This is a genomic window from Paenibacillus sp. FSL R7-0312 (genome assembly GCF_038004445.1).
Taxonomy (GTDB): domain Bacteria; phylum Bacillota; class Bacilli; order Paenibacillales; family Paenibacillaceae; genus Paenibacillus_AQ.
Genome location: NZ_JBBORE010000001.1, coordinates 4,352,307 through 4,369,343 on the forward strand (window position 1 = coordinate 4,352,307; position 17,037 = coordinate 4,369,343).

Below are 17,037 nucleotides of genomic sequence, written 5' to 3' on the forward strand. Positions count from 1 at the left end.
GCATGGCCGTGGATACCGGTACGGTAATAAGAGATGTCAGCACCAGCCTGAAGACGCTGTTGAAGGCAAATGTGCCTGAGCTGAACGACGACAGCTTCATCAGCTTCGGCTCACCCAGCGACATTGACAGCTCAACGATGAAGCTCTCGATGTGCTTGTATTATTTGAGCCATAGCCCGAGCATGCGCAACAGTGAGAAGGAAGAGATCGGCGGCACGAACGAGTTCCTGTATCCGCCGGCTTATCTGGATTTGTACTATCTGCTCACACCGTATGCCAAGGACAGGGAAACGGAGCAGCTTATTCTGGGCAGAATCTTTCAGCTGTTCCATGAGCATCCGGTGCTCAGCGGCACTGACCTGAAGGGCAATCTCGCCGAATGCGGCAACGAGAAGATCCGGATCTCCTACAACAATCTGACGATTCAGGATATCAAGCAGCTGTGGGAGGTTTTTCCGGGAAAGCCTGCGAAGGTGAGCCTGTCCTATCTGGTGTCACCGGTAAGACTGCCGGCGGATAAGACGATCATGATTCCAAGGGTTGAAGTTAAGGAGCTGGGGATTCATCCCATGTAGACAGACTGGCCCTGACTTCTTCTTTGAAAGGAGTGATTCATGGAGGGAAATCGTTGCAAGGCACCCATAACCGCGGATGATCCGCAAAACCCGGCTGCTGCTTCCATTGAAGCAGAAGCTAACAAAACTTAAGTGTATGCTTCCGAAGTGAGTTTTGTACGAAGCATGTCACAGAAGCAGAAGCTAACAAAACTTTTAGGAGGGTAAGAGATGGCAAATTATTTATCGCCAGGCGTGTACGTAGAGGAAGTCTCAAGCGGTGTCAAGCCGATTGCCGGTGTAGGCACATCTGTAGGGGCGTTCGTGGGGATCGCAGAGAAAGGCGTGATCGGCAAAGCGGTACTTGTCACGAACTGGAGCCAATTCGTCAATGAATTCGGCCAATTTATCCCGAATGGCTATCTGGCTTATGCCGTATACAGCTTTTTCGCGGAAGGAGGAACCTCCTGCTACGTGGTAAGAGCCGCTTCCAACGACATCCGGCCTGCATCGCTTACAGTCAGAGACACAGATAACCTGGATCTCTTCAAGGTGATTGCACGCTCGGAAGGGGATTGGGGCAACCGGATCTCCGTGAAGATCAGCCCGTCCTCCAATAAGCAGCAGTTTGGCTTCAAGATGGTGGTCCAGTATATGCTGGACAGCGATTTTGATGATGAATACACCGGGGAAGACGAGGACGGCAAAATCGTCGAAATCTTCGATAATATGCTGCTGATCAATTTCGAGGAGAAGGTGAATCAGGTTTCCGCGTTTGTCAGCGTGAAGCCGCTGGTCGATCTGACCATTCTCGAAAATATGGAAAAGACGCCGGCCTTCAATGAAACAGCCCTGTCGCTCGGCGGCGGTGTGAACGGGATGTCTCCGATTGATTTCCTGGGCGACTCGGTCACCCGGGCGGGCATCCATGCCTTTGATACGATTGACGGCATCAACATTGTGGCTGCGCCGGACCTTGCGGATATGGCCTACAGCCGGGGCACGATTCTGGACATGCTGAACTACTGCAAGCTGAGAAAAGACTGTATCTTCATCGTTGACCCTCCGCATGGGCTGAACCCGCAGGAGGTCAAGGATTTCAAGGAAGGCGCAGGCGAATACTCGGGGAATTCGTTCAACACCTCTTATGGAGCCCTCTATTATCCATGGGTCTACATTAACGATCCGCTCACAGGCAAGCAGAAGCTTGTTCCGCCGTCAGGCGCTATCGCCGGTACGTATGCTTACGTCGATTCCATGCGCGGTGTCCACAAAGCACCGGCAGGCACCACGGACGGCTATCTGGATTCCGTAGTCGGCATTGAGAAGATCATCACCAAAGCGGAGCAGGGACTGCTCAATCCGGACGGTATCAACGTCATCCGCTCCCTGCCGGAAGGCATTTGCGTCTGGGGGGCCAGAACGCTGTCCTCCGATTCCGAATGGAATTACGTCAACGTCCGGCGCCTGATGATGTACATTGAGGAATCGCTGGATGAGGGCAGCCAGTGGGTGGTATTCGAACCGAATGATCCAAGCCTCTGGGGCAAGGTGAAACGCAACCTTACAGCCTTCCTGACCCGTGTATGGAGAGACGGCGCACTCTATGGAACTACACAGGAAGAAGCCTTTTTCGTCAAAGTGGACGAAGAGAACAATCCTCCTGCCGTGCGGGATGCAGGCCAGCTGATTATTGAAGTCGGCGTGGCACCGGTCAAGCCTGCTGAATTCGTAGTCATCCGGGTCAGCCAGAAGACCCTGTCCAAATAAGAGATTGAGAGGAGATTTATCCTATGGCAACCGGCAAAAGATTGGATCCGTACCGCAATTACCGCTTCCGGGTCGTGATTGACGGTATTCAAACCGCAGCATTCGCTGACGCAACCATTCCGGACACCTCCACAGAAGCTGTGGATTACCGCGAGGGCATCGATGCTCCGCATGCACGCAAGCTGTCCGGATTGACCAAATTCGGGAACATCACCTTGAAAAAAGGTCTGACCGACTCCCTGGAGCTCTACAACTGGCGCAAGTCGATTGAAGACAAGGGTGCGCTGAAGAACCGCAAGAGCTTGTCGATCATCCTGGTGGATGAAGAAGGCAATGACAAGGCGCAGTGGGATATCCTCGAAGCCTGGCCGATCAAGTACGATGTCAGCGCGCTTAGCGCCAAAGGGAATGAGGTTTCCGTCGAATCGATGGAGCTGGTGCATGAAGGCGTACGCAGAGTGAAATAGTTTTTCCGCTCACCGTTACCTTGAATTTGATGCAATACGCCAAAACATGAGATGGTCGGTATGGGAATCAAATTCATTGCCGGGGATGCCGGAAGAAAGCGAAGGCACAAGAATGTTCTGAAGAAGAAGCGAGGGAGATCATGGAACTCTTACAAACCGAATTCAGCTTTACCCTTCCCAAGGGCTATGTGGATGAAGCGGGCACCCTGCATAAGCAGGGCACGATGCGACTGGCAACCGCTGCAGATGAAATTACACCGCTCCGGGATTCCCGGGTCCAGCAGAATCCTGCCTATCTGACAGTGATCCTGCTCTCCAGGGTAGTAACCAGCCTGGGCGGGCTTGGCATGATTACACCGAGAGTGATCGAGGAATTGTATACGTCGGACTTTGCTTATTTGCAGGAGTTGTATAACCGGATTAACCAGAACGGAACGAATTCAGTTCATGCGAAATGCCCCAAATGCGAGCAGCCGTTTGAGCTTGAACTGGAGTCGCCGGGGGAATAGTCGGCTACCCCCTTGACCGCCTCTACGAGGAGGTAGCCTTTCTAACCTACTATCTCCATTGGGACTATACAGCTGTGCTGAACCTGGAGCACCCGGAACGGGAGCGATGGTGCAGCGAAGTCAGCAAAATCAACCAAAGGCTGAGTGGCGGGGAAGAGAAGAAGAACTTCTTTGAGGCTTAGGAGGATAACATGAAGGCAAATATGCTAAATATCGGTGCGAAAAGCAATTGGACCCCCGGTTACAGGGAAGATCCCTATCTTGCCTTTAACTTTATAGTGGAGATTGACGGGATCTCCGTCGCCGGCTTCTCCGAGGTCTCGGGACTCAGTATTGAGACCCAGGTGGAGCGTAAAACCTTCGGCGGTGAGAACCATAAGGAATTTGTTTTCCTTGGACAGACCAAATACTCGGATCTGACCTTGAAGAACGGGGTCACGAACGATGAATATCTGTGGAATTGGTATCAGAATGTGGTGAATGGAGTAGTCAAACGGCGCAGCGGGTCCATCTGTCTGCTGGATCATTCCGGCACGCCCAAGGTGTGGTGGAACTTCATCGAAGCTTGTCCCATCAAATGGGAAGGGCCGGCGTTCAGCGCCAGCAGCAGCGCGGTGGCTGTGGAGAGTCTGGTTCTGACTCATAACGGGCTGTACAGGTACCGGTAATGAATCAGAGCCTTCGGACAACGGCTTCGGCTGCGAACCGGAAGCCACTGGATTTCATCCAGGCCATTCTGGAGAAGTACGGCATGACTAGGTGGCGGAGCAGGCTTCAGAACCTGATCCTGCGGCAATATCCGCTTCTGTTCGCGGAGCCGGAAGCCCTGCAGCCTGCAGACACGGTTATTAACAACATCTATCCTGTCAAGCAAACCTACATTCATCATTCAGTCTATTCCCCCTTAACGCAGGGGCGGAAGGACCCGGGAACGGTAAGCCGCATTGTGCTTGTTACTCAGGGCAGCCGTGAAGCTGCGGGCAGCAATCCGTCTTCATATCCTGGACAATATAATAGTGTACGGAACGGAGTTCACTCCGCAGCGGGGCGGCTTACCTCCATACAGGTATTACAGGAGAGAGTCCGGAAGCAGCAAAGTAATAAACATCCGGTAACAACGATATATCGCACTGAAAATATAGCTAAGAGTACGGTGGAACCTGTAAGTCCTCAGAGGGCTGAAAGAGATCAGGCGCGGACGGAAGCTCCCCCCTCGCGGCAGCATCATCTGCCGGTGGCGGCAGTGGCTACAGCGGGAAGTAATCTGGCAATGCGGGCTACAGGAAACAGGCTCCAGACTGATACCGGAGCTTCACGGCAGCGTGAATCCCTTACGGTCAAGGCTGCACAGGAAGTCCGTCACCAGCTTCAGCTGCTGCGGACCTATAGCTTGTACAAAGAGGCCGCTCATGGATTTCCGAATCAGCCCTTGAGGCAGAAGCCCGGACAGGAGGCAGGCCATGAACAGCTGGCCGACCCTCCGGCAATGGCACTGAAGCCTAAACATGAGGCAGTCCCTGGATCGTCCGGGACAGCTGTGGAAGCACAGTATAGCACTCCATCCCTGATCTTCAGGCCAAATCCGGATTCGCATTCCTTGGCAGGCTCTATGCTTCACTTGGGGCTAGGACAGAAGCTGACGGCTGCGCTGGAGAAGCTGGAGAGCAGTCAGGTACTCCTGACTCCGCTGCCTGCTGGACTAGTAGCGGTGTACCGGAGGCAACAGCCTTCCTTGCGGACCCTTCTGAATCTTGGGATTTCGTCAGATTCCCAGTTAATGGTCCGGCAGGCTGCTTCCGCACCATTAACTGGGGCTGCGAAGCCGGGTTATCCGGGAGTGAAGCTATCCGCTGCGCCGGAGTCCGCCTTGTTCTACACCCCCAAGGCGCAGGCATTGCCGTCTTCTTCGCAGAGAAGAAGATCTGCAGGCAGTCTCATGAGTGCCGGCCCTGAGCATGAAGAGTACCTTAAGCCCGCAGGCAGCAGCAATCTGGTTCTGCGGAAGCCTGAAGCACCCAAGGCTGCCCGGCCGGAGCCGGTTCAGCAGCACATGGAACGGAGGCTTCCGGAAGAGACTGTGCTGCTTCCATCCCAGGTCTTCACCAAGGCAGCCCCAGCAGCAATGGATGCTGCAGAACTGAACCTGCTGGCCGAAAGGGTCTATCAGGTGCTTGAGAAGAAATTGGCGATTCGCAAGGATCGGAGGGGGCTTAGATAATGGCGGAGAAAGCGAAAATTATTCCCGTGGATATTCCCATAGGACCCATTGAGGTCATGTTCAACCCCAACGAGTACACCGTTTCATTCGAGGGGAAATATACCGGGGATAAGAACAACAAGCAATTTCAAATCACTGAAACACCGGAGCTGAAGGTGTCCTTATTCTATGATACTTATGAGCAGCGCACGGATGTGCGCAAGAAGACCAAGCAGCTAACCTCGCTGCTTGACCCCAAGGTAAGCGGAAAGAGTACGAAAAAGCCGCCGAAATGCAGGTTCGTCTGGGGCGGCTTCACCTACCTTGGCCTTCTCAGCAAGATTGAGCAGAAGTTCACGATGTTTATGGATAACGGCACACCGGTCCGCTCACTGCTCGATGTAACCTTCATTACAGATGAGTCGGACAAAACTGTGGAAGACAGCATGGGTCTTAATGCCTGCCGGAAGCTATGGGTTGTGAAAAGCGGCGACAGGCTCGACCTCATTGCGAATGAGGCGCTGAAGGAGCCCCTGGCGTGGCGCAGGATTGCCGAGCTGAACCGGATTGTCAATCCGATCGGCTTTCCTGGAAAAAATGATATCGGGAGAACCTTGGTCATCCCGGATTAAGGCGGGGATTGCATGGGCACCAGTGTAGCGAATTACAAGATTGAGCTGAACGGGAGCAAGCTGTCCGCTGAGCTGACAGCGGCGGTGGAAGGAGTCACGCTGGAGGATGAGATCAATCTGCCGGCTGTATTCTCCATCCAGATGAATATGGTGAACTCCGGAAGCGGCATGTGGCGGGGAACAGATCTGAAGAGCATCCAGCCGGGAGACCAATTGAAGCTGTCGCTAGGACTCGACAAGCCTGAGCCGATGATCAGCGGGGAGATTACCTCGCTTGATCTGAATTTCGCGGAGCATTCCATCCTGGACATTCGCGGATACGACCTGCTGCACAGGCTCCGTATGGGAACGAGAAGCAAAGCTTTTCTGAAGAAGAAGGACAGCGACATAGCTTCGGAAATCGCCAAGGAGCATGGACTGACCCCGGTGGTGGATGATACGGGGACCGTGTACCCCTATCTGTTCCAGAATAATCAGAGCAATTACGAATTTCTGCTGGAACGGGCGGCCATGCTCGATTATGAGCTCTACGTGGCCGACAAGAAGCTGTATTTCGTCAAATCCCGGTCTGTGAAAGCCCCGGCCCTGCCGGAGATGAGCTTCAAGAAGGACTTCGAACGGCTGAATCTGGAGCTGAGAGCTCTTACCCGGGGAAGCACGGTGAAGGTCAAGGGCTGGGATGTGAAGGAGAAGAAGGAGCTGGAGGCCAGCGCTAAGAGCGGAGACGAGACGACCAAGATGGGTGGGCAGGAAAGTGGCTTCTCCTTGAGCGCCAAAGCCATCGGGGAATCGCCAATTGCTATTATGGCGGAGAATCTGCTGGATATGAATGAGGCCAAGCGGCTTGCTTCCGCTGCCTACAACAGCCGTCTGCGGGATTTCATCGCCGGGGAGGGCATGTGCTGGGGGAACCCGCAGCTGCGGGCCGGGCAGACAGTGAAGCTGCTGGGCATGGGTGAGCGCTTCAGCGGTATTTATTATGTAGTATCCACGGTTCACAAGATAGACAGCAAGGGCTATACAACGACTTTTAAGGTGAAGAGGACTGGCCTATGAATGAAGGACCTTCAATTACCAATTTTGTCGACAGCATCATTAACGAGGGACGGATCTTCGGTGTGATGGTGGGCATTGTCATCAACAATGATTCTGCGAACCATGCGGATAAGCCCGGCCCCGGACGGGTGAAGGTGAAGATCCCGCTGATGGGGATGCCGGAATCCAACTGGGCCCGTATGGCTTCCTGGATGGCGGGGAAGGAGCGGGGAGCCTTTTGTCTGCCGGAGGTGGACGACGAGGTGCTGGTCGCTTTTGAGAACGGGGATGTCAATCGCCCCTATGTGATCGGGTCCTTGTGGAACGGCAAGGATATCCCGCCGGAGACCAACAAGGACGGTAAGAATAATATCCGTCTGTTCAAATCCCGCAGCGGACACATCCTGCAGTTTGCCGACACCAAAGGAGAAGAGAGCATCACACTCACTTCCGCCAAAGGCCATGTCATCAAGCTGGACGACACAAGCGGCGCGGAGCAGATCCGGATCACCGACAAATCAGGCAAGAACCAAATCGTCGTGGATACCAAAGCGAATAAGCTGTCGTTACTGTCCGGACAGGATATTGTCATTTCCGCACCAAGCGGGAAGCTGTCCCTCTCCGCCAAATCGATTGAAATGAAATCATCGGCAGATACCAAGCTCGAAGCTTCGGCCGGGATGGATGTCAAGGCGGCAGCCAGCCTGAATATCAAAGGGGCTACGGTCAACATCAATTAGAGAGGGGGCTTCATTCATGGGACAGCCTGCAGCGAAAAAAGGCGACCGTATTCTGGCGACCGATACACATATCGTAATGCTTCCGGCCGGATCGGCGCTCGTTCCGACACCCTTGCCCCATCCCTTCACAGGCATACTGGACGGCGCACTTAGCGCAAATGTGAAGATTATGGGCAGGCCGGCAGCTACTGTGGATTCCACGGCCACCAATACACCGGCCCATGTTCCGCAGGGAGGCCCTTTTCAAAAGCCTCCAACCAATCAGGGGAAAATCATTGCCGGAAGCGCATCGGTAAAAATCAACGGGAAAATGGCCGCCAGAAACAGCGATCCGGCGCTGACATGCAATGATCCGGCCGACCTGCCGGCAGGCAAGGTGGTTGCGGCAGGAACGGTCTTAATAGGAGGCTGAGTTATGGAAGTCGTAGATTTTTTGGGACGGGGCTGGAAATATCCCTTCGCTGTCCAGAGGGGGAGCATTAATTCTTCAGATGGAGAAGCTTCCATCCGGGAATCGATCATCATGATCCTGTCAACCGCCCGAGGCGAACGGGTGATGCGGCCGGATTTCGGCTGCAGGCTGAACGAGCTGGTGTTCGCGCCGAATACAATGAGCACCGCTACGCTGCTCAGAAGCTATATTGAAGAGGCACTGCAGAACTGGGAGCCGCGGATTGAAGTGGATGATATTACGGTCACTCCCCGCTCGGACCGCTCTGAACTGGAAGTGTCCATTGACTATTCGATCAGGGCCAGTAACAGCAAATATAATCTGGTCTATCCATTCTTCCTTGAAAGTGTGGGGAAATAATGCCAAACAATGTGCCTACCCTAGATAAGCGGGATCAGGAACAGCTGGTTCCGGAGCTTAGACGTTTAATCTACCAGTACTGCCGCAAAGAATGGACAGATTTGCCGGAGCTTACGGCAGACAAGAAGGCGGATGCGCTGGTCCATATCTTTACCGGGATGCTGGGCAAAGTCATCGGCCGGCTGAACAAGGCCCCCGAGAAGAACTTCACCTCCTTTCTGAATCTGATCGGCATTCATCCCACACCACCCAGAGCAGCCAAAGTACCGCTGCTCTTCAAGCTGAAGCCGGATGCGGACAACTTCAGTACCATTCCGGCAGGGACCCGGGTATCGGCCCAGCCCGAGAATCAGCCGGAGGTGATTTTTGAAACCGAGAAGGATTTGACGGTCATCCAGCCGCGGCTGGTCAGGGCCGTGAGTCTTGACCCCGAAGAGGACCAGTGGACCAATCAGGATTATCTCTTTGCTGAGGAGCCCACCGGCCGGAGTGCCAAATTGTTCCGAGGTGATTCGACGGTGGTCCACAGGCTGTACCTGGGACATCCGGAGCTGTTCGGATTCCAGGAAGCGGGCAGCCGTGTGTCGGTATATTTCAACAAGCCGGATGCAGCACTGGCGACAGACGCGAAGAGCCAGCGCGGAGCCCGGGATCTGCTCCTGGATATGGACTGGTTCTGCTTCGACGAAGAAGGGAACACCGTGCAGCTGTTCCCTTCAATGGCCGAGTCCGCGGAGGATTCCGCCTGGAGGGCAGTAGTTCAGTTCGATCAGCTGTCCGGAGTGCATGCGAAGACACTTGCCGGATACGAACAGGCGGAGGTTCTGCGGGAATGGCCCGGCAAGTGGATATTTGCCGAGCTGAAGAAGCCTATCACCTCCAGTACTCAGATGCCGGATATCGAAGATATCCGCATCGGGCTGAACGTAGTCAGTCCGCTGCCGCTCGCACCGGATGTTACGGTGAACAACGGTACTCTGCTGGACATGGGCAAGGATTATTATCCTTTCGGGGACAAGCCCAAAGTGAATGACACCTTCTATATCGCCTGCAGCGAAGCCTTCTCCAAGCCGGGTTCCCGGATTACGCTGAAGGTCGAGCTGTCTGAACCGGAGATCAGCAAGCTGCCGGATACGCCGTATGTGAGACTCGGCTGGGAGTACTGGAACGGTAAGGAATGGCTCGCGATCTCCGGCCTGGAAGAGCTGCGAGGCGATGGCACTGCGGGCTCAGAAGACAGAACAGGCAGCGCAGCTACTCTGACTGCCAGTGGAACGCTAAGCTTCGAATGTCCGGGAATCAAGCTGCTGACGCTGGGCGGTGAAGAGCGCTATTGGATTCGTGCCCGCATCACGGGCGGCAATTATGGTGAGGATGCGAAATATGAATACCAGGATGAAGAGGTCAAGCTGGGAGAGGGAAGCATCAATGTCGCCAAGCTGAAGGTTACGCAGGCTTCCTATGCCCCGCCTTCCATCCGGAGGCTCAGCGTTGCCTACAGCTACACGCTGGAGTCGCATCCCCAAACCGTGCTTACAGAGAATAATTTCAGTTTCGCGGACAAGTCGGCGGCATGCCTGGCTGATGGGGTGTATTTCAAGCCCTTCTACCCTTGCGCAGAGCTGGAGCCTGTCTTTTATCTCGGCTTTGACCGTGACATCCGCAATCTGCCGGTCTCGCTCTTTTTTCCGCTAACCGGTGAACAGCTGGGACGTCCGGTTGTTGCCTGGGAGTACTGGGACGGCAGAAGATGGCTGACATTAAGTGTAAATGACGAGATCAGGGGCTTCACCCGCAGGGAAATCCTGCAGTTTGCCTTCCCGGCGGACATCGAGAAGCGGCCGCTGTTCGGAACAGAGCACTATTGGATCCGTGCCCGGCTGGATGAAGGACGTTTTGAGATTGTCCCTCAGGTCGATGCCATAACTACAAATGCGGTATGGGCCCGCAATTCGAATGCTGTAACCGGGGAGATTCCGGGCTCCAGCAATGGCGAAGAGAACCAGAGCTTTCAGCTATCGAAGACGCCTGTGCTCCCCGGGCAGAGCCTCAGTATCCGAGAGGCATCGGGACAAGGGGAATGGGTGCTCTGGGAGGAGGTCGATACCTTTTCGGTATCCGGGCCGGACGGCAGACACTACATGCTGGACAGAAGCAGCGGAACGGTTATTTTCGGGGACGGTAAGAACGGCATGATTCCACAGGCGGGAACGGATAACATCAAGTGCGATTATAAGCATGGCGGCGGAGCATCCGGCAACGTTGCCGCAGGCACCATCACCAAGATATGGGACAGCTACAGCTGGCTGGATTCGGTGACGAACCCGGTAGCGGCGGACGGCGGCTTCGACCAGGAGGAAGCGGAGCAGGCAGAGATCCGCGGGCCGCATACGCTGAAGAGCTGGAACAGAGGCGTAACCGCCGAAGATATGGAATGGCTGGTGCGTGAGGCGATGCCCCAGATTGCCAAGGTGAAATGTCTCAGTGCGATGAACCGTGATCTGGAATTCGTTCCGGGTACAGCCACAATCATTGTAGTGCCGGAGACTGATGATCCGAAGCCTGTCCCCAGTCAGGAATTGCTGAGTGAAATTGAGTCCTATCTGTGCGAACGGACCTCGGCGGTTCTGAACACAAGCGAACCGGGAATTGAAGTGACAGGTCCGGATTATGTCCGGATCGGGGTAGAGGCAGCCGTTGCGTTCACCTCGGCAGATCAGCGGAAGGTGGCGGAGGGCCGGATTATTGACAACCTGAAGCGGTTTTTTCACCCGCTCTATGGCGGGGACGGAGGTACGGGCTGGGAGCTGGGCCAGAACCTGTATGTGTCCGAGGTCTATGCTGTGATCAAGAATACGCCGGGTGTTGATTATGTATCGGGTATTGCCATCCAGTCTTCGGTGCAGTGCTATACGCTGAAGCTTGAGCCCTTGGAGAACGGTCCGTATAAGCCCCTGGCCTCCTATCCGAAATACAGCGTGGTCCGCTCTGACGACAACTCCATTCAATTTGCGCTGGCAGAGCCGGTGGATGCCGGGAGCGAAGTGAAGTCACTGGTGCTTAAGGGATTCAAGGAGAATGGAATCATCAGGCTCCGCTACAGAAACTATGAGCCGGTAGAGCTGATTGTCCGCTCCATTAACGGCGACATTCTGGAATGTCAGACCCTGGACGAGGAACCGCTGGAACGGAGCTATCCCGAGGGCAGCGACCTTGAATTCGACATCACCGATGATCTGACGGTCCGCACCTATATTCTGAATGGATTGGACGCGGGTGTGGCTTCCTTTTTTGTCAAAACCGCCGTATTCGAGCAGAAGGATATTGTCTTCCTGAGCCGGACGGATGAGTATGTCAACACGACCCCGCTCAAAATCCATGGAATCAGCAGCGAGAATATTTTCCTGGAAGAGGATGAGCTGATCTGCGGCGGGATGCAGCTGGTGAACAAGCCGGAGGAGCATATCTTTCCCTATCTTATGGATAAGAGTTCAGGCCTGCTCCATGACTTGACCGGGACAACGGCAGACTGCAGGCTGGAAGCCATCCTCAAGGAGGAACGCAAGTATCTGACAGGCCTGTCCGGTCTGCCGGAGACGGCGAAGCGGTGTCCGTATTGTTTTCCCTTGGAGCAGTAACAAAAGCAATGAGGTATATAAGATGAACTTAAATAATGCATAAAAGGGCAGGAGTCGGAGGGGAAGTTTGGAACTGTAGGAGCGGTAGCGGCCGGAAGTCCAAACATTCCCCGTAGTTACGACCATAACCCAAATGACAATTTAAAGTTCAGCTTATTTAGAAAGGAGGAATAACTTATGCCGCTTCCAGTACTGAACCTGGATGATCTTGGCTTTGACCAGCTTGTGGCGGATGCCAAAACACTGATTCCGCTCTACGATCCGGATTGGACGAATTATAACCCCTCCGATCCCGGCATTACACTGGTGGAGCTGTTTGCCTATTTTAGTGAAATGGTCCTCTACCGGATTGACCAGGTGACGGACGAGAGCAAGCTGCAGTTTCTCAAGCTGCTGGGGATAGCCCTGGGTGAAGAGGAGGAGCTGACAAGCGGAATACGCCGCGGGGCGAAGCAGTTCTCTGAATGCCACAGGGCCGTAACGGCAGAGGATTTCCAGCTGCTCTCCAGGCAATGCCTGCTGGAAATCCCGGGCATTCTGGACACGTATCCCGACCTCAAGGTACGCACGCTCTGTCTGATTAATACGGATATGGAGAACGGCACCGGAGGGAGTAAGGAAGCCTTCGGGCATGTCTCCGTGATTCTGGTGCTGCAGACGGAGAATCAGAAGGATCTGCTCCGGGAAGTCGCGGAGATCAGACAAAGTGTAAAGGCTTATCTGGATGCCCGCAAGCTGCTGACAACCCGTGTCCATGTGGTCGAGCCCGATTACCGGGAGGTTGTGATTGAGATGACGGTTTCTTCCAGGAACAAAAACATCGGCAGCATCGTTAACGACAGCATTGTGCAATTTCTGGACCCGGTAAGCGGCGGAGAGGAAGGCCGGGGCTGGTCTCCGGGAAGAAAGCTGTATGCCTCGGATCTGTATCATCTGGTCGAAGGGATAACCGGAATTGATCATGTGACGAGTGTGACGCTGGACTCTCCCGACCTGCTGCCGTTCCAATTATTTAAGCTGAAGGACCTGAAGATTGAGGTGGAAGCATGAGCAGTCAGAATGATTACATGTACGTACAGTACCTTCCCAGAGTGTTCCAGCAGAAATCAGGGGAATCGGATGAACATTATTTTCTGGGACGTTTTCTGAGGGCCTTTGAAGCGATGCTCTCCGGTACAACGGAAACGGCCGGCGAATCAGCGGGGATTGAAGCGCTGCTGGATGAGCTGCATCACTATTTTGATCCGGAGCTGGCGCCTTCCCAATTTCTGCCCTGGCTTGCAGGCTGGGTAGGCCTCCAGCTTGCTGAGGGTGTGGAATACGACGGAGAGCAGGATAACCAGGAACGCACCCTTGCCCCGATGCAGATTCTCCCGCTTGCGGAGGCCCGCAGCACAGTCAACCGTAAGCTGCTAGGCAGTATTGTCCAGCTCTACAAGAAACGGGGTACCCTGGACGGCTTGGCGGAATATCTGCAGGTCTATGCGGGTGAAGAGGCTGCCATTCAAATTCATAATTATGAGGAGCCTGTACGTTGCGGCATTGCCCAGCGTGTAGGCATCAATACGATGGTTGGAGCGGCAGAGCCGAGCTATTTCTCCGTTCATATCATCCTTCCGGCATACAGCCGCAGTCTTCTGCAGCGCAAAGTGCGAAACCTGCAGGAGGTGATCCGTAAGGAGAAGCCATTTTACACCAATTCCATCCTGAATATAGAAGTTCCGCAGATGTGCCTGGGGGTCTATGGGCGCGTGGGCATGGAGACCTTACTCGGGGGTATGACAGAGCAATAGAGATTATAGATCGGGAGGCAAGCGAATCATGGGAAAAGAATTAAAACGGATGCGTTACTTTGACGGACTCTTCCTGAATGCGGAGGATTACAAGCTCGATCAGGATTTCTATCTGCGCCTGCAGCGGCTGCATAACCGTTATCTGCATACCTGGGGCATTGTCTGCGGACTGAAGGTGCTGCCGCTAGTGGACCAGGCGGAATACATGAAGGTGAAAATTGCCGAAGGGCTTGCACTGAATCAGGTGGTAGCCGAGGACCCCAGCAGCGGGAAGCGCGAGAGCATCAGCCAGGAAATTCTTATGTATGAGGGACATCCTGACAATCCGGTGGATCTCTCCGAGTACAATGCCAATGAAAGCATATATATCTGGGTCAGCTATGAAGAGGTCGAGGCTGAACGCAATATTGAGCGGGGCCAGGGGCAGGAGATTCACATCTGGGAGCGGGGCAGGATCGGCCATGGTACCGTGAAGCCCGGGGGCACTGACAAAATCCTCCTGGCCAGGGTAGTTCCCCGCAAGCAGGACAATGGGATTGTGATCGACAGTGCGTGCATATTCGATTATGACAGTGATGCGGCCCGCACACCGCTGAGGACCTACGCAGGCGCTGCCGGCAAGAAGCTGGTGACGGAGAAGCTGGTGATCAAGGCTAAAAGTGAAGACAGCATGGACAGCACAGAGCTGAATGAGGCAGCTCTGGCTGCCATGCCGTCCGTATATACGCTGCAGGAAGGCAAGATGCTTGAGGTCAACGCAAAAGAAACGCATTTCACCGGAGCCATTAGCATTGCCGGAGATTTGACGCTTGAGGGAGAGCTCATCCTGCAGAGCAAGGATAAATCTCAAAGTGAAATGCGGATCATGAACAGCTTCGTCGAGGTGAACAGCCCGAATACCGATGATCCGGACTATGAATTTCCCGGTCCGCGTGACGGCGGTCTGGAAGTCTACCGCGGGGATGGCGGCACGCATGACGCGCGGATTGTATGGGTGGAAGCGGATCAATGCTTCAAGGCAGGGATCGGCTCGGATCTGAAGAAGATCGCCTATGGCAATGAGTGGGATAGCCTGATCAAGTATGAATTTGCCGATCTGCTGCACCGGCACAGCAAGCTGTCGTCACCGGGAGGTCTCTCCTTCGGCTTCACGGGCGCAGACAAGGTCTATAGTGATGCTGATCTGGCGCTTAAGGATGACAGAATCCTGTGGCTGAAGGGAACGAACCCGGACACTATCGACAGCTCGCATGGTCTGGGCTGGTTCGGAACCGGTAAGCCTTTCGCTGCTGCTGCGGTGGACGGCCCCGTATTATTCGGGGGCAGCGGCGGGGTTCTTGGCACCAGAACGGTTAACAGCGACGGCTCCCGGACAGACAAGCCGGTGCTCTCCTGGAACAAGAACGGCTATGTCGGAGTCGGGCCGCAGAAGGTGCTGGAGGATTCTCTGGATGTCGATGGCAGCGTGCGTATTCTCAGCGGCAGGAACCCTGTCCGCTTCACCTCCGCGTGGACAGGCTTCCCTGATAACCAGATCAACGGAGCCGAGATCAGTAACGATATCACGGACCACAAAGCGCTGATGATTGTCGGCAATCAGTCTGCCGGGCAGGGGCGGAAGGTTGCCGTCTGGGACCGGCTTGATGTGAACGGATTTCTGTATGTTAACGGTAAAATGCAGGCCTCACAGGAGATTATTCCGAGTGCGGGCAACGGCGCGCATAACGGCATTATCTTCCCGGCAAATCCGGGCGGCGGCGGTTCAGATCTGGCGTGGATCAAGTACTATCCGCGGACCGGAGAGGATTGCACGCTGGAAATCGGCACCTCCAATGACGGCAGTGACCATATCTCCCTGAATGCCTCCGGCAATGTGGGCGTAGGGACACTGACCCCGGCGGATAAGCTGGATGTGGCCGGTGAGCTGCGTGTCCTGAGCGGCCAGAATCCGGTCCGCTTCACCTCCAGATGGTCAGGCTTCACGAGCCAGTCTGTGAATAATGCCGAAATCAGCAATGATACCACCAGCTATAATTCACTCATGATTGCAGGAAACGGAAAGTCGGGATCACGCAGAGTCTCCATCTGGGACAATCTGGATGTGAACGGCTTCCTGCAGGTGAACGGGGGCGCCCTCATCAAAGGGGATCTCCAGATTCAAGGCAGCATCAAAACAGATGTGTTCAACTTCGCCGGAAAATTCAAAAAGCTGGATGTGGCCGAAGAATTTGCTGCCATTGTCCGCTGTGCCGATTTCTACATCGGTTATCCGGGCCGCCGTGGAGCTCCCGGCAGGGCACTGGTCGATAACGGCAGCCATCTGGTGCTCAATTACGGCAACGACTGGTCCTATGCTTCTGTTCACAGCAGTCTTGAAGTGAGAAATGCCCTGATCCCGAGCGCGGGCAGCGGCAATAACGGTATCATCTTCCCGTCAGATCCCGGCGGCGGCAGCGGTGACTCGGCCTGGATCAAGTATTACCCGACCAGCGGAGAGAACTGTGTGCTGGATATCGGAGTATCCAATGATGCCGGTGACCGCATCTATCTGCATGCCAGCGGCGGTGTCTATGCCAACGGCAGCATGTACTGGTGGTCCTCACGTGAGCTGAAGGACAATATTTCGGATATCCCGGTCAAGGAAGCGAAGCAGCTGCTGGACGGGCTGAATCCGGTCTCTTTTAAATACAAGGGAAGCACGAAGCAAAGAACGCTGGGATTCATTGCTGAAGAAGTGCCGGCAGTTCTGGCCGACCCTGACCAGCGGGCGATCAGCGGTATGGACATCATTGCCGTCCTCACCAGCGTAATGAAGGATCAGCAGAAAGCGATCGCGAGAATGCAAAAACAAATCGACACCCTGAAGGGTGCTTAATCCATAGGAGGATGAA

General features: G+C 54.6%; 16 protein-coding genes. All 16 read left to right on the forward strand.

Going from position 1 to position 17,037, the window contains the following annotated elements:
• Positions 1-2 precede the first annotated feature (2 nt).
• Positions 3-575: a DUF4255 domain-containing protein gene (locus MKX70_RS18975; RefSeq protein ID WP_042237266.1), complete on the forward strand. Its 573-nt coding sequence runs from the start codon at positions 3-5 to the stop codon at positions 573-575.
• 210 nt (positions 576-785) lie between these two features.
• Positions 786-2,324: a phage tail sheath family protein gene (locus tag MKX70_RS18980; RefSeq protein WP_042237265.1), complete on the forward strand. Its 1,539-nt coding sequence runs from the start codon at positions 786-788 to the stop codon at positions 2,322-2,324.
• A gap of 23 nt (positions 2,325-2,347) precedes the next feature.
• On the forward strand, positions 2,348-2,791 hold the full coding sequence (locus MKX70_RS18985; protein ID WP_019910188.1) for a phage tail protein: 444 nt from the start codon (positions 2,348-2,350) through the stop codon (positions 2,789-2,791).
• 140 nt (positions 2,792-2,931) lie between these two features.
• Positions 2,932-3,300 carry a hypothetical protein gene (locus MKX70_RS18990; protein WP_042237263.1) on the forward strand — a complete coding sequence of 123 codons (369 nt, stop codon included), beginning with the start codon at positions 2,932-2,934 and terminating at the stop codon, positions 3,298-3,300.
• Positions 3,297-3,482 carry a DUF6760 family protein gene (locus MKX70_RS33445; protein ID WP_081956574.1) on the forward strand — a complete coding sequence of 62 codons (186 nt, stop codon included), beginning with the start codon at positions 3,297-3,299 and terminating at the stop codon, positions 3,480-3,482. The genes MKX70_RS18990 and MKX70_RS33445 overlap by 4 nt, the downstream gene beginning before the upstream one ends.
• 9 nt (positions 3,483-3,491) lie before the next feature.
• Positions 3,492-3,968: a phage tail protein gene (locus MKX70_RS18995; protein WP_042237262.1), complete on the forward strand. Its 477-nt coding sequence runs from the start codon at positions 3,492-3,494 to the stop codon at positions 3,966-3,968.
• On the forward strand, positions 3,968-5,518 hold the full coding sequence (locus tag MKX70_RS19000) for a hypothetical protein (RefSeq protein ID WP_340840511.1): 1,551 nt from the start codon (positions 3,968-3,970) through the stop codon (positions 5,516-5,518). The genes MKX70_RS18995 and MKX70_RS19000 overlap by 1 nt, the downstream gene beginning before the upstream one ends.
• A complete protein-coding gene (locus MKX70_RS19005) occupies positions 5,518-6,129 on the forward strand; it encodes a CIS tube protein (protein ID WP_042237260.1) in 612 nt (203 codons plus the stop codon). Before MKX70_RS19000 ends, MKX70_RS19005 begins: the two co-directional genes overlap by 1 nt.
• 12 nt (positions 6,130-6,141) lie before the next feature.
• Complete coding sequence (locus tag MKX70_RS19010; RefSeq protein WP_340840512.1) at positions 6,142-7,185, forward strand: phage late control D family protein; 1,044 nt, start codon at positions 6,142-6,144, stop codon at positions 7,183-7,185.
• The gene (locus tag MKX70_RS19015) at positions 7,182-7,904 is read left to right on the forward strand and encodes a phage baseplate assembly protein V (protein ID WP_340785167.1); all 723 of its coding nucleotides are present in this window, start codon (positions 7,182-7,184) and stop codon (positions 7,902-7,904) included. The genes MKX70_RS19010 and MKX70_RS19015 overlap by 4 nt, the downstream gene beginning before the upstream one ends.
• A gap of 16 nt (positions 7,905-7,920) precedes the next feature.
• Positions 7,921-8,316 carry a PAAR domain-containing protein gene (locus MKX70_RS19020; protein ID WP_042237255.1) on the forward strand — a complete coding sequence of 132 codons (396 nt, stop codon included), beginning with the start codon at positions 7,921-7,923 and terminating at the stop codon, positions 8,314-8,316.
• Positions 8,317-8,319: 3 nt separating this feature from the next.
• Positions 8,320-8,715 carry a GPW/gp25 family protein gene (locus tag MKX70_RS19025; protein WP_042237252.1) on the forward strand — a complete coding sequence of 132 codons (396 nt, stop codon included), beginning with the start codon at positions 8,320-8,322 and terminating at the stop codon, positions 8,713-8,715.
• Positions 8,715-12,353 (forward strand): putative baseplate assembly protein, encoded by a 3,639-nt coding sequence (locus MKX70_RS19030; protein WP_340840513.1) that lies wholly within the window; start codon positions 8,715-8,717, stop codon positions 12,351-12,353. Before MKX70_RS19025 ends, MKX70_RS19030 begins: the two co-directional genes overlap by 1 nt.
• 177 nt (positions 12,354-12,530) lie before the next feature.
• A complete protein-coding gene (locus MKX70_RS19035) occupies positions 12,531-13,403 on the forward strand; it encodes a hypothetical protein (protein ID WP_340785178.1) in 873 nt (290 codons plus the stop codon).
• Complete coding sequence (locus tag MKX70_RS19040) at positions 13,400-14,146, forward strand: phage tail protein (RefSeq protein WP_340840514.1); 747 nt, start codon at positions 13,400-13,402, stop codon at positions 14,144-14,146. Before MKX70_RS19035 ends, MKX70_RS19040 begins: the two co-directional genes overlap by 4 nt.
• A gap of 28 nt (positions 14,147-14,174) precedes the next feature.
• Positions 14,175-17,021: a tail fiber domain-containing protein gene (locus MKX70_RS19045; RefSeq protein WP_340840515.1), complete on the forward strand. Its 2,847-nt coding sequence runs from the start codon at positions 14,175-14,177 to the stop codon at positions 17,019-17,021.
• Positions 17,022-17,037 lie beyond the last annotated feature (16 nt).